Raw genomic sequence first — 14098 nt, forward strand, 5'->3', positions numbered from 1 at the left:
TTGAGGTTCGTTCAACTGGCGCTGAAGCCCGTGGGCGAGCCTTTTTTAATTGTCAGTTGGGTTTTTGAGTGCTAATTGATCAGCAAAAAACTTTGCGCAAACGGTTGCATTAAAACTAAAGCGGTGCCATAATAACTCATGTAATCGTTTTCAGCAATTATTATTTGTTAGTTTGAGGAGGTATTTTCACATGTCAGATGTTGCTTCTGCAAAGGCACCAACAGCTGAAGCCAAGCCGAAAAGTGGCTTGCCTAAACTGTCTGCCAGTACCATTTGGATGATCAACTTTGGTTTCTTGGGGGTCCAGACCGCCTTCACGTTACAAAGTTCCCAAATGAGTCGGATCTTCCAAACCATTGGGGCCGACCCGAACAGTCTTGGGTGGTTCTTCATCTTGCCACCACTGGCTGGATTGATCGTTCAACCAATCGTGGGTTATTATTCTGACCGGACCTGGGCACCTAAATTAGGTGGTCGCCGGTTGCCATACCTGTTGTTAGGGACTATCGTCGCGGTCATCGTGATGTGTCTGTTGCCGAACTCCGGGAGTATGGGCTTTGGCTATGCATCACTCGCAGCCCTGTTATTCGGGGCCATCACCGTGGCCTTCCTGGACTTGTCATCTAACGTGGCGATGCAACCATTCAAGATGATGGTCGGGGACATGGTCAACGATGACCAGAAGAGTTACGCGTACGGGATTCAAAGTTTCTTATCCAACACGGGTGCCGTGTTAGCGGCTATCTTGCCATTCTTGTTCGCGGCCATTGGGATTGCCAACACGGCTTCCAAAGGGGTCGTGCCCGCAACAGTTAAGGTTGCTTTCTATGTTGGGGCGATTCTGTTAGTCGTCACCAGCCTCTTCACCATCTTCCGGGTCCACGAATACGACCCAGATACCTATGCCAAATACCATGGGATCACCAAGGAAGATAACGCTGAAGGTGGGAACTGGTGGACGTTACTGAAGTCCGCACCAAAGGTCTTCTGGACCGTTACCTTGGTTCAATTCTTCTGCTGGGTGGCTTTCCAATACCTGTGGACTTACTCCGCTGGGGCTATCGCTGCCAACGTTTGGCACACGACGAACGCCGCTTCTGCTGGTTACCAGGCTGCTGGGAACTGGTACGGGGTCTTGGCTGCCGTGCAATCCATCGCTGCCGTGGTTTGGTCTTACGTCTTAGCTAAATTACCTAACCGGGTCCACAAATTGGGCTACGCTGGTAGTTTAGGCTTAGGGGCCATTGGGTTCTTATCCGTCTTCTTCCTGCACAGTCAATACGCTTTGATCGTTTCATTCATCTTAGTTGGGATTGCCTGGGCGGCGATGAACACCTACCCACTGACCATGGTTACCAATGCGTTGTCTGGTGCTCACATGGGGACTTACCTGGGCTTGTTCAACGGGTCCATCTGCTTGCCACAAATCGTGGCTTCCCTGGCCAGCTTCGCCTTATTCCCATTATTGGGTGGTGCCCAAGCCAACATGTTCTTGTTAGCCGGTGTCATCATGGCTATCGGGGCTGTTTCCGTTGGTGCCATCAAGGAAACGTACAAGGCTTAATCGTTTAGAATTGCTGGATTAACGTTTAAACTTAAGAAAATTAATGAAATTAACTTCGGTCGGCGGTCACGCTGTCTGCCGGGTGAGCGGCCTAGCGGCTTAACCGAAACTGGGTCATGGATGTCCATGATGCAGGAGGCTGACCACCAGCGTCGCTCTTTTCTGTGACGGAACTGTTTGACCGATTGATCTAAATAAAGGAGATATGTTAACCATGAAACGTATTTTTGAGGTACAACCATGGAACGTCATCACCCATACTTTTGACCCCAAAGACAAGCGCCTGCAAGAATCCATGACTAGCTTGGGTAACGGCTACATGGGCATGCGTGGTGACTTTGAAGAAGGCTACAGTGGCGACTCACTGCAAGGCATCTACTTAGGTGGTGTCTGGTACCCAGATAAGACGCGGGTCGGCTGGTGGAAGAACGGCTACCCCAAGTACTTTGGAAAAGTGGTCAACGCGGTCAACTTCATTAAGTTGCCAATCGAAATCAATGGGCAAGCGATTGATTTGGCCAAGGATAAATTCAGCGACTTCACGTTGGATTTGGACATGCAACAAGGCGTGCTGAACCGGTCATTTACCATCGAACGGGGCGACGTCAAGGTAGCCTTGACCTTCCAACGTTTCTTGAGTGTGGCCCAACAAGAACTTTCTGTCCAAAAGGTTACGGTCAAGAACTTAAGCGCTGACAGCGTGGACGTGACCATCAAGCCAAGTATCGACGCCGACGTCAAGAACGAAGAAGCCAACTACGACGAACGCTTCTGGGACGTCTTAGCCGCCGAACAAGGCCAAGACAGCGGCAGCATCATTGCCAAGACCACGCCTAACCCATTTGGCACGCCACAATTCACTTCTGGTATGGAAATGCGGACGGTCACGGACTTAAAGAACGTGGCAGTCACGCAGCCGAATGACAAGGAAGTTGTGAACGCCTACACCGGGAAGTTAGCGCCACAGGCTGAAACTAGTCTGGAAAAGCGGGTCATCGTGGTTACCTCACGGGATTACGACAGCCAAGATAAGCTGACTGCGGCAATGCATCAGCTCAGTGACCAAGTCGCCAAGTCTTCCTATGCAGACCTCTTGGCAGCGCACACCGCTGTTTGGGCTAAGCGTTGGGAAAAGTCTGACGTTGTGATCAACGGCGACGACGAATCACAACAAGGGATTCGTTTCAATCTGTTCCAACTCTTCTCCACGTACTACGGCGAAGATTCTCGCTTGAACATTGGGCCTAAGGGCTTCACTGGCGAGAAGTATGGTGGTGCCACTTACTGGGATACCGAAGCCTTTGCCGTTCCTGTTTACCTGGGGATTACGAACCCAGAAGTAACGCGCAACCTGTTGATGTACCGTTACAAGCAATTGGACGGGGCTTACGTCAACGCCAAGGAACAAGGCTTAGACGGAGCGCTCTTTCCAATGGTGACCTTCGACGGGATCGAATGCCACAACGAATGGGAAATCACCTTCGAAGAAATTCACCGGAACGGCGATATTGCCTTTGCCATTTACAATTACACCCGTTACACGGGCGATACCAGCTACGTCTTGCATGAAGGGGCCAAGGTCCTCACCGAAATTTCTAAGTTCTGGGCCGACCGGGTTCACTTCAGCAAGCGTAACAATCAGTACATGATCCACGGGGTCACGGGTCCTGATGAATACGAAAACAACGTTGACAACAACTGGTACACTAACATGTTGGCGCAATGGACCTTGAAGTACACGCTGGAAATCTTGGGCAAAGTTGACAAAGATACGGCGAAGAAGCTGGACATTTCCGCCGACGAAAAGGCCAAGTGGCAAGATATCGTGGACCGGATGTACCTGCCTTACGACAAGGACTTGAACATCTTCGTCCAACACGACGGCTTCTTGGACAAGGACATCGAACCAGTCAGTGCCATTCCAGAAGGTCAACGCCCAATCAACCAGAACTGGTCGTGGGATAAGATCTTGCGGTCGCCTTACATCAAGCAAGGGGATGTCTTGCAAGGTATCTGGGACTTCATTGATGACTACACGCCAGAACAAAAGAAGTCTAACTTTGACTTCTACGAACCACTGACGGTGCACGAATCCAGTCTGTCACCAGCTATCCACTCCGTCTTGGCGGCTGACTTGCACTACGAAGACAAGGCCGTTGAGCTTTACAACCGGACGGCACGGTTGGATTTGGATAACTACAACAACGACACGGTCGATGGCTTACACATCACGGCCATGACCGGTGGTTGGATTGCCGTTGTTCAAGGCTTCGCTGGCATGCGGGTGCGTGATGGTCAATTGCACTACGCCCCATTCCTGCCAAAGCAATGGCAGAGCTACAGCTTCCGGCAAGTCTTCCGTGGTCGCCTGATCGAAGTCAGCGTCCACGCCGACGGGCCCCACTTCAAGTTGATCAGTGGGGAACCATTGACGATTGACGTGGCTGGCGAAAAGGTCGAATTGAGTAGCGCGGTTACTGAATAATTGATGATATGAAAGCGGCGTTCACCTAAGGTTGGTGGACGTCGTTTTTTTTTTGCTGGAATTGGATGAGTGTTCTTAGGTACCTAATACCCGCCCCCCAAGGTATAATTAGTCCGACCACGTATCGTTACATTAAGCAGCAGGCTGGCTGGCATTAAGTGGTGTTCTGAAAGAGACGTTTACTATGAGGTGAAAATGATGGCAAAAGAAAAAATTGTAGTTTATCCAGCTGTCTTTATTAAAGATGCAGAGATGGCGACATTTACGGTGGTTTTCCCTGATATTTCTGGTGCGATTAGTCAGGCTGACTCGCTTGGCGAAGCAATAGTTAACGCCGAAGAAGTTCTGGGGTTGATGTTGTATGATGAACCAAATCTGCCAGAAGCATCTTCCTTGGCAGAGGTTCAGCAAGCGAACCCTAAAGACATAGTTCAATGGATTGCTGTTGATTTGGTCAAGGCGGCCAAAGGGATCACCAAACCATTGGTTAAAAAGAATACAACGATTCCGGCAACGTTAGCGCATGAGGCCAGTGAACGTGGCATTAATTTTAGTGCTGTGTTAACCCAGGCGTTGAAAGCAGAGCTGGGGAAATCCTAACAGAAAATATTTTCGTTTAGCTTTCAACCTTTACTTAGAAACAAATCGCAGCAATGAAAAACGCCTACCCACAACTGGGATAGGCGTTTTGTATTAGAAATCTTTCGGTAAGTTGGTGCGTTGCTGTTCTTTGGCGCGGACCAGGGGTGCCTCGTCTTGCCAGTAGGTCAGCCACTCGCCGCTGGTGGTCAGACTTTCGAGTTCCAACTGTTCAGGCACGAGCAAGTCCTGTTCTAGCCGGTCCTTGAAGGTGACGATGAGCCGTTGAATGACGTCAAGATTTTCTGCTAAATCAGGGCCGCCCAAGGTGTTCAGTTGCGTTTGAAATTGTGCGCGGATGGCCTTTTCAATGTCACGGAGTTTACGTTCATTAGCCCGAGCCAGCTTGGGCTGGTTGTGCACGTCAAACGCGACAGCCGGGGCTACGCCGACAAATTGGGCGTTGATCTTGGGGGTGTCGATGCCATAAGGGGAGGCGTCGCCGTTGCCGAAGACGTCGAATTCTTGTAGGATGGTGAGAACTTCTGCCATGTTTTAAATTGCTCCTTCGCTTTTGCGTATTGGCCTTAGTTTACGGCATAGAAAAACCCACGTCAAACGGGGCGCGGGCGGTCAATGTGCGATGACTATTTAGAAGGGAAAATTTAACGACAATAGTTAGGTCATTCGTCGTTTTAGAAAACATTTCACGTTAGTATTTTCTCGATTGATGTAATGGTATCTGCAGCAAATTCCACCTCTAATCAGCAATGATTAGGGGTGGAATTTGCTAAAAATATTTGGGACTTTTAAGGTTTGAATATGACACTTTACATGCCAGAAAGGCATTTTTTACCAGCTAGCCTTACGAACCCCAGGAATCTGGCCTTTGTGGGCGAGTTCACGGAAGTTCAGACGAGAAAGCCCAAACTGGCGCATGTAGGCGTGAGGCCGGCCATCTAAATGGTCGCGGTGGTGCATCCGAGTGGGCGATGCGTCGCGGGGTAACAGGGCCAGTGCCGCGTAGTCACCAGCCGCCTTCAATTCGGCCCGCCGTTCAGCGTAGCGTGCAACGGTCGCTTCAATCCGTTTTGCTTTTGCAATCTTTGACTTCTTTGCCATGAATCAGTGATGCTCCTTTATGATTAGAATAGTAATAATTACGTTTTACCAATCTATCATAGGGTCAAGTTCGCTGTCAACGGAAACGACCTGAAAAAGCGTAGAAAATAGCCACCAGCAATCCTGAGTGAGTTTCAGATTACTAGTGGCTATTATTAGTGACTAAAGGTTGAAAGCTGAATTAATGTTTTGACTCCCGGAGCGACAGCGTTTTGTCCGCTAAAACTAGTGAAACCAGGGCCTGCGTCAGCCAGGGTTCCGCCTGCTATGGCGGACACCTCCAGCCTGAGGAGCGGGCTTCCGGTTCGCTTTGAAGCCTGGAAAAACCCGCCAGTCTCCAAAATCGCCGCACGCTGTAGACTGAGAAAGAACCTCAGCCAACACCGTCGACACAGCTGGCTCCACCCTGGCTGCCTCCGGCGAAGAGTGATGATCATCAGCAATACTGTGTTAGTCAAAAACTAGTTGCCAAAACAGCCGCTACTTGGGGCTAAGCCGCTTGTTACTGGTACGCGTTTTTGTAGCCGAGAGTCCGCCAGTGACAGCGCCAAGCTTAGTAAGTCAGATCATAAGTGATTTCGTATTGCTTGGTCTCGCCGGGAGCCAGTTTGACGTCGCCGAATTCAGGGAAGTTCTGCGAATCCGGTAAGGTCTGTGCTTCCAAAGCCACACCCATGTAAGGCTGGCCTGCACCGGCGGCTAACTTCATGTTAGAGGTGAAGGAGTTGGCGGTGAAGACGACTAAAGCGTTGCGCTTGGACTTAATGGTGACGGCGCGGCCGGATTGTGGGTCGGACAACTTGGCAATCGTGTCATCGGTGCCCGGCGTGACGTGGTAAACGTCATCGAAGCCTTTTTCGGGGATGTCTTGCAGACCGCGGATGGCTTTGCCCAGGTTTTGCCCGTCGGCGAAGTCGTAAGGCGTGCCGGCATTGGCGACCATCTTACCCGTTGGTAATTTTTCGCCGTCTAGGTCCAAATGTTCCTGGCTGTTGATCTGCAGCGTTTGGCCAGAAATCAGTTGGTCATCGCCGACGTTGAAGTAGACGTGCAACGTTGGGTTGAACAACGTCAAGGCGGTACTATTGCCTTCAAAGGTCAGCGTTACTCGGTCGTGGTTATCCAGCGTGTAGATCATCTTAGCGGTCAGGTCGCCGGGGTAGGAGTCGTCCGTGCCCTTGAAGGTGTGGGTCAAGATAATCCGCGCCTGGTTGGGGTCAGTCGTGTCCAGGTCGCCAGCCCAGTTGACCGTGTTGAAGCCGTGAGGGCCACCGTGAAGCGTATTTTGGCCTTCATTAGGGTCGACGTGGACCGTTTGGCCATCGAGGTCAAAGGTGCCGCGGGTGATTCGGCCGGCAGTTCGGCCAATTCCCATGCAAACATAGAACGGATTATCTAAATAATCGGCCATCTTGTGGTAAGATAGCACCAGATTCTTATCACCCTTGTCAGTCGGTACCGTTAACTTGTGTAAAGTGGCGCCCCAGCTCAAGATAGCAAGCTTCACACCATGATCATTTTCAATTGTATATTCTGTGACAGCTTCGTTTTGGTAAGTATCCCAATGTTTTGTAGCAGTTTGCATAGCAAGTCCTCGATTCTATTTTTCTGAAGCGTTTTCATTTTAACCCTATCATATATTTTTATCCGGACAATTGTCAAATGCATTTTTTCGTTAAATGCATTCTTGACAGCATAGTCAGATGAAAATAACTGTTAGGAGGCGATTTGATTACCGAAATTGACTTATGCGGACGAATTTTTGAACAATTGGTTAACATAAGTGATTGTTTTTCTGAACGAATTTTCACTTGTACGCAATGGAAAGAACTGTCATAATGGATAAGTTCAAGGAGGGTTGCGGTATGGCTAGTAAATTACATGCGCTACCAATCGTTTTAGGGGCTGGCTGGTTTGGCTTTCGCTGGGCTAGTCGCCGGGGAACACCGGCTGAACCATTGGCCCGGCGGCGTTTAGACTGGCCATATGCCGTGACACCGACCCTCTTTGTTCCCGGCTGGGGTGGCAACGCGTGGACCTACAATGGGCTCTTGCGTTGGCTGGCTCGGCAGGGATTGGGGCATAAGATCATGACCGTTCGGGTCGATCGGCGCGGGGGCCTGCATTTTAGTGGTCACTGGGAAAATACCGCTAGTAACCCACTGATTCAGGTGTTGTTTGACCACACCTTTACGGCGGACTATCAGCAGCAGATCACCTGGATCACGGCCATTTTGCGGGCGCTAAAAAGCCGCTACCAAGTCACGACCTATAATCTGGTCGCGCATTCTTGGGGCGGCAGTGCGGCGGTTAGTAGTTTGGTATTACACGGTTCGGCGGCAGATATGCCACGGTTGAATCGGATGGTGTTGTTGGGCGCGCCGGTCGATGAACATGACCGGACGCAACCGGTAGATGCGGCTTTTGAGCGTCTTAGAGCCGCACAAGGCCAGCTGGGTAACCTAGGTCCAGGAACCATTCACAACGTCTATGGCACGCTTTCAGGCCGGTTGACGGACGGCTCCGTACCAGTCTACCAGATTACGGCGCTGCGATCGGTCGTTGCTGGCAGTCCGTTGACCTATCAGGAACACCATGTTCCCGGTGTTGGTCACGGTCGGCTACACGCTTCGCCCACAATGTGGCGGTTGATTGCCCGGTTGTTATGGGCGACCGATCAGCTAGCGGCTAAGTAAATCAATCCGCGAATGGTTTAGCTGCTTTTAAACTTCGCCAGCTAAAATGGCATCAATGACGTTAAGCACGCCGTCGTGATTGTTATCCGTCGGCGTGATAAGGTCCGCGACGTTCTTGACGCTAGCGGTGCCATTTTGCATGGCGACGCCTAAACCAACGTGGGCCAGCATGTCACGGTCATTGTCGTTGTCGCCAAAGGCAGCGATTTCGGCCGGGGTAATCCCCCAGCTTTGCGCCAGTTCGGTCAGGCCAATCGCCTTATTCATATGGGCCGCGACGATGTCGATGCTCCCAAAGCCACTGGCCATCGCATTGATCTGCCCGGGAAAACGGGCGTTGAGTTGGGCTGCCAAGGTCCGGATGGTCTCATTGGGCCACTCACCATTGATTTTGTAAATGGTGTCGTTGACCTGGGTGAGGTCGTCGACCCGGACGATGTTGTTGAAGAAGTAGGACTGCGCAGCCGCGTCATTGGGCTGGTCGTCTTGCGGGATGTAGGTGCCGTGTGCACCGGACAGGCGTAAGACTTGTGGCCGTAATTGGGGGTCAGCCAAAATGGCGGTAATCACTTCGTGGACTAAGGGTAAGGGCAGGGCCGTTTCCAACCGGGTCTGACCATGGTCCACGATTTGGGCGCCGTTTTCGGCGACGAAGGTCTGGACACGGGGAGTCGGGGCAAAGACCCGTTGAAGGTGGCCCAAGTGGTTACCACTAGCCACGACGAAGCGAATGCCGGCGGCGGCCATCCGGGTCAGTTGTTGGTCGAAACGGTCATGATTGTATTGTCGTTGTTGATTGAGGAACGTCCCATCGACGTCAGTTGCAATCAGTTTAATCTGTGTCATCAGTATTCTCCTTGATGTTTTTAAGAATTTCTAATTTTAATCATAAAGGCTTCAAGTGGGGAATTCAATGGTGTAGGTTAACTGAAGAGTAGAAAAAGGGTTCTAATTACTAGTGTTTTTAACCAATATGCTATAAACTATTAATGAATCAGTAACATAAAGACTGAAAATAAGGGCTATAATAAATGGTTAGCGGGTCAGATGAACAGCTGCCCCCCTAATTTGCAATGCAGAAAGGAAGAAAGATTAAATGACGCAAACGAACGATTTAAACCAATCCTTGGAATGGTTCTCTCAACTCCAAAAGATCATGCGGCCAGTAACCACAATCAAGACGGAGGAAATTACGATCTCGTTGGAACAATTTAACCTGTTACACGCCATCACGAACCAAAAGGATGAGTTCACCCCAACGAAGTTCGCGGGTCAAATCGGGGTTTCTAAGTCCATGATCTCCGGTCAAATCTCACGGTTACTGCGGGCTGGTTTAATCGAAAGTATCGCTTCTCAAGTTGACCGGCGCCAACACAACTTGAAGTTAACGCCAGATGGTGTCAAAGTTTACACGCAAGTTCGTGGCCAAGTTGTTGAACGTTTGACTGGGTTACACGACGACATTGCCAAGTTAATGTAAGGTAATCACCTTTCTTAAATAATTGAAAATAAGTCCCCTTTACGACTGGAATCTTTCAATCGTGTGACAATTTGGTTAAGATGACCCAACGCTTTCATGTCTTAGCTTATAATGGAACATGTGGAAAGAATTTTGGAACTGGAGGGGATTTTTTGAATCTGAGGAAAAAACTAGGCCTACTGGTAGTCGTTGCGACGGGGGCAACGCTGTTGGGTCTAAGTCCGGTAGGTGCATTACCGGGGCAAACTAGTGGGACCACCGTTGCACAAGCGGCAACCACGATTAATGCCAAGCACCAGGGGATGGTCGGCAACGCCAAGACGACAAACAATGACGCCTTGCAAGCCATGATTGATAAATGGAGTGGGAGTGTTACGATTCACGTGCCTAAGGGGACTTACCTCTTTGACAAGGGTGCCATCAAACTTCATTCGAACATCACGTTTAAATTTGACAAGGGTGCCGTTTTCCGGATTACGGATGGTAATCGGGTAAACTTTGCTTACCCGAGTCCGGAAGCCGGTTACGATGGTGGGATTAGTAATGTCACCTGGAAGGGCGCGACGTTCCAAGGTGATAACACCGCGGAAGGCCAAAGTGTCTTCACCCAAAGCATTCATCATGCCACTAACGTCAATTTTGATAAATGTGTCTTTGATAACGCCGAATCACCGACTGGCCACTACATCGATATTGATGGGAGCCACAACGTGAATATCACGAACTCTGTGTTTACTGGGTTCAACGGCTCACAAGATTTCAAGGAAGCCATTCAAGTGGACTACTCCAACAAGAAGGCCATGTCTTACAAGAACAAGGGCGACCAATACGATAACTTACCAAGTTATGACGTGACGGTCGACAACAACCAGTTCTTACCAGTTTCCAAGAAGTCCGGGCAAGTCTCTTCTTACGCACCGAACCCCATCGGTGAACACGCCGTCTATGGTCACGGGAAAGCCGGCATCATTCATGATGTCCACTTCACCAATAACACGGTCGTTGACCCGAAGCCATTGATGGATGATGGTGTTGCGACGATTCACTTCAAGGGCATTTCCAACCTGTGGATCACCGGCAACCAGTTCATCAACCAACACGTGCTGGGTTCTGGGAACTACATTTACCTGTTGAACTCTGAACCAGACTACACGATGACCAACTTGAACATCACGGACAACACGTTTACCAACGTTAATCCAACCAAGCAGTACGTCTTCTTGGATAGCAAGTCCAGTGATAACCCGATGACCGATGTGACCATCACTGGCAACAAGGCCATCACGCAAAAGACTGGCGCCACCTTCGTTAAGGGGAACTTCCCGTTGACGGGCGACACCATCAACATCAGTGACAACAAGATCACCAAGGGCAGCGTCGTGGATACCAACGTGACGTCGCAACAGACCATCACCAACACGACGGTCCACAAACCTTCTTCTAACTCAAACTCGAGCTCCAGCAGTAAGCCGAAGCCCCAGAAGCTGAAGAAACGTAAGCAGACCAACAAAAACGAAACTTACGTGGCGGGCTTGAACACGCAACACGCCCAATTAGCAGACAACTTCGACACTTACTCCTTGTACAACCATATTCGCGGTCACAAGAACTGGAATATTATGAAGTACAACTGGAAGAAGCAAAAGAAGATGCGGGTCTACATCGACATGCGGGCCACGGCCGATACTGGTAAATGGTATCGGATCCGCTTCAGCAAGAAGTCCACGACCAAGTACTGGATTCGGGCGAAGGCCTTGGAATTCGATACCTTCATGAATGAAGAGTACAGTCGTGATTTGACCTTGATGAAGATCTACCCAGTCTACACGCGGCCATTCGATGACCCACTGTTAGCTAAGCAAAAAGGTACCACGGCCGACATCGCTGAACGGCGCGTTACGATTACGCACCGGGTCAAGCGGACAGATTCCAATGGCAAGGTCACCACTTATTACCAAATGAGTAATGGGTTGTGGACCCGGGCGTTGGCATTTGATTTGGATTCATAATTTGCAATCAGCTTAGGCACAACCACTGTTTAACGACGGCGGTTGCGCCTTTTTGGTGTCGGCAGGTTTTCGTGCAGAGTTCCCTGCAACTTTGCTGGCCGGAAAAACTGTTATCGGCCAACCGGTTTTGCTAGTCTTTGGGAGGGCGATGGTGAAATCGGTTAATGAGCTTAGCCGTCAGCTATCGTCTCAAGTAGACGTATGTATCAGCCAAGCACGGATAAACAAGGACGTGCCCGGGTCTCCAGTAGCTGCAACGATTGGATTCTTCCGAGTGAGTGCAATGGGCGTGTTGGAAGCACAGGTCCCTGGAGGCGCAGAGGGGGATACCTGGTACCCTGTCTCCGACGACCCCGACAATTAAAAACTAAATACCAAAATACAACCCAGCGAAAATACAAATTTTTCGCTGGGTTGTTAAGTTTTCCTTCAAACTTGATTCGCATCAAGGACAGTTTTCCAATGGAAATGGTACACTGTTTCCAAGCTCGATGGTCATCTTCAAGAAAACTTCAAGTTTCCGCCGTAAAACGGTTGCATTCCCTTGATAGAGTGTATTGTAAGCCCTTGAAAACGGGTGATTGACTACCGAATTTCATGAGAATCTGAAGAAATTGTTAAAAGGTGGCCTAGACCGAGTAAAATGGGTTCCATCATTGCGAATTGTGGTGTACAATGAGAAACATAATTAGCACTCAAGAAATAGATTGCTAAAACAAGTACCTCATCGAAGATAGACAATTGGAGGGCGATTTTATGATCAAAATGTACTTTCATGCTAAAACTACTGCGGTAACGAAAGCTATGAAATGGCTGGCTAACCATGACGCCATCTTTACTGCACGTGACATTAAAAAACAACCTTTAACCAAGGATGAAATTCTTTACATGCTTTCTTTGACTGAAGAAGGCACCGACGATCTGATTTCAACGCGTTCTAAGGCTTACAAGGCCTTACCTGCGTCCGTTCAGGACATGGGGATGAACGAACTGGTTGATCTCTTGCAAAAGAATCCGGGAATCTTAAAGAACCCAATCGTCGTTGACCGCAACAAGTTGGCCACTGGTTTTGATCTGGAAACCATCCGGGAATTCGTACCGGCCTCATACCGGAAGAAGGAACTGGCTAGCTTCTTCAAGATTTTGAACGGCGGCAACAAGACGGCCTTGGCCTAAACTAGCACGATAGAAGAGCGAAGCACCCTGACCATATAGTTATGGCAGGGTGCTTTTTGTTAATTGGCTGAAGGTTGAAAGATGAAAATCGGTTCTATGATGTTTGGTGTTGATGGAGAAATCTAGCGACACCATTTTTTTGTACAATAAGGGGCCAATCCCCTTTGTAATGACGGATATTTATCAGCTCAACGTATGAGTTTTAACCGTCACAATGATTTGCCATTTGCCAACGAATAAGCTATTATAAGTACATCAAAAATAAACGCTTAATAATACTTAATTAGAGGGGTGAACCATGCAACAGGCAGAACGCTTAAATCAAATTTTAACGGCATTGACGCGTCAGCATTCGTTGACATTACGGGAAATAATGGCTCTCACGGGGACGTCACGTGATACGGCTCGACGTGATATTGTGAAGTTAACAGCTAGTGATGAAGTAACGCGGAATTATGGTGGAATTAGTTTACCTAATAGTTTTAACCGCATCGATGATTTTCTAACCCGTCAAAGAGACTTGCCAGATGTGAAGCGCCAATTAGGGCTTGCAGCGGCACAGTTAGTGACAGGACAACAGCGATTATTTTTTGATATTTCAACGACAATCAGTTTGATCCCAGCGGCTTTAACGCTGACATCTAAGGTCTTAGCAGTGACGAACGCCTTGGATATTGCAGATCAGCTGTTGCGAAAAACATCGGCCCAAACGCGGGTGCTGGGTGGTCAATACTTACCAGAACGTCGTGGCACGATGGATACGGCGGCCTTGCATGATCTATTCGGCTTTACCTTCGAGCTCACGTTTTTGAGTGCAGCTGGTGTGACACCTGCTGGTATTTTGGTAGCGTCAAGAATCTTGTGTAAATGAAATGCCTTCGTACATATAATATGTAACTAACTCAAATAAATGATGCTTCCAAGGTGTCCTGGAGTCCTTTAAAGCCTCGGTGGATCCGCTTCAGAGACTTCTCGTTATAAGCATTA

General features: G+C 49.2%; 12 protein-coding genes. 8 read left to right on the forward strand and 4 right to left on the reverse strand.

What is annotated here, in order from left to right; translation table 11 throughout:
- Positions 1-190 precede the first annotated feature (190 nt).
- From EKM83_RS07830 to EKM83_RS07840, 3 genes are all read left to right on the forward strand, one after another.
- Positions 191-1564, forward strand: coding sequence for an SLC45 family MFS transporter (locus EKM83_RS07830; protein WP_125576166.1), 1374 nt, complete (start codon positions 191-193; stop codon positions 1562-1564).
- Positions 1565-1778: 214 nt separating this feature from the next.
- Positions 1779-4049 (forward strand): glycoside hydrolase family 65 protein, encoded by a 2271-nt coding sequence (locus EKM83_RS07835; RefSeq protein ID WP_125576168.1) that lies wholly within the window; start codon positions 1779-1781, stop codon positions 4047-4049.
- A 198-nt stretch (positions 4050-4247) separates the two neighbouring features.
- A complete protein-coding gene (locus tag EKM83_RS07840; protein ID WP_125576170.1) occupies positions 4248-4649 on the forward strand; it encodes a type II toxin-antitoxin system HicB family antitoxin in 402 nt (133 codons plus the stop codon).
- 93 nt (positions 4650-4742) lie between these two features.
- Here EKM83_RS07840 and EKM83_RS07845 read toward each other — a convergent pair whose 3' ends face one another.
- The 3 genes from EKM83_RS07845 to EKM83_RS07855 form a co-directional block, all read right to left on the reverse strand.
- Positions 4743-5180, reverse strand: a complete 438-nt coding sequence (locus EKM83_RS07845; protein WP_125576172.1) for a hypothetical protein — start codon at positions 5178-5180, stop codon at positions 4743-4745.
- A gap of 300 nt (positions 5181-5480) precedes the next feature.
- Positions 5481-5750: a 30S ribosomal protein S14 gene (gene rpsN, locus EKM83_RS07850; protein WP_125576174.1), complete on the reverse strand. Its 270-nt coding sequence runs from the start codon at positions 5748-5750 to the stop codon at positions 5481-5483.
- A gap of 553 nt (positions 5751-6303) precedes the next feature.
- On the reverse strand, positions 6304-7335 hold the full coding sequence (locus tag EKM83_RS07855) for an aldose epimerase family protein (protein WP_125576176.1): 1032 nt from the start codon (positions 7333-7335) through the stop codon (positions 6304-6306).
- A gap of 280 nt (positions 7336-7615) precedes the next feature.
- Between EKM83_RS07855 and EKM83_RS07860 the strand changes: the two genes are divergently transcribed.
- Positions 7616-8446 carry an alpha/beta hydrolase gene (locus EKM83_RS07860; RefSeq protein ID WP_125576178.1) on the forward strand — a complete coding sequence of 277 codons (831 nt, stop codon included), beginning with the start codon at positions 7616-7618 and terminating at the stop codon, positions 8444-8446.
- A 27-nt stretch (positions 8447-8473) separates the two neighbouring features.
- On the opposite strand, the gene EKM83_RS07865 is transcribed toward EKM83_RS07860, so the two are convergent.
- Complete coding sequence (locus tag EKM83_RS07865) at positions 8474-9292, reverse strand: Cof-type HAD-IIB family hydrolase (RefSeq protein WP_125576180.1); 819 nt, start codon at positions 9290-9292, stop codon at positions 8474-8476.
- Positions 9293-9542: 250 nt separating this feature from the next.
- Here EKM83_RS07865 and EKM83_RS07870 point away from each other — a divergent pair, with 250 nt between their 5' ends.
- The 4 genes from EKM83_RS07870 to EKM83_RS07885 all read left to right on the forward strand — a co-directional run bounded on the left by EKM83_RS07870 (position 9543) and on the right by EKM83_RS07885 (position 13982).
- Positions 9543-9926: a MarR family winged helix-turn-helix transcriptional regulator gene (locus tag EKM83_RS07870; RefSeq protein ID WP_125576182.1), complete on the forward strand. Its 384-nt coding sequence runs from the start codon at positions 9543-9545 to the stop codon at positions 9924-9926.
- Positions 9927-10078: 152 nt separating this feature from the next.
- Positions 10079-11935, forward strand: coding sequence for a glycoside hydrolase family protein (locus tag EKM83_RS07875; protein ID WP_125576185.1), 1857 nt, complete (start codon positions 10079-10081; stop codon positions 11933-11935).
- A gap of 756 nt (positions 11936-12691) precedes the next feature.
- Positions 12692-13111, forward strand: a complete 420-nt coding sequence (locus EKM83_RS07880) for a Spx/MgsR family RNA polymerase-binding regulatory protein (RefSeq protein ID WP_125576187.1) — start codon at positions 12692-12694, stop codon at positions 13109-13111.
- A 298-nt stretch (positions 13112-13409) separates the two neighbouring features.
- A complete protein-coding gene (locus EKM83_RS07885; protein ID WP_125576189.1) occupies positions 13410-13982 on the forward strand; it encodes a DeoR family transcriptional regulator in 573 nt (190 codons plus the stop codon).
- The last annotated feature ends 116 nt before the right edge of the window (positions 13983-14098 follow it).

This window comes from Levilactobacillus angrenensis (assembly GCF_003946085.1).
Lineage (GTDB): Bacteria > Bacillota > Bacilli > Lactobacillales > Lactobacillaceae > Levilactobacillus > Levilactobacillus angrenensis.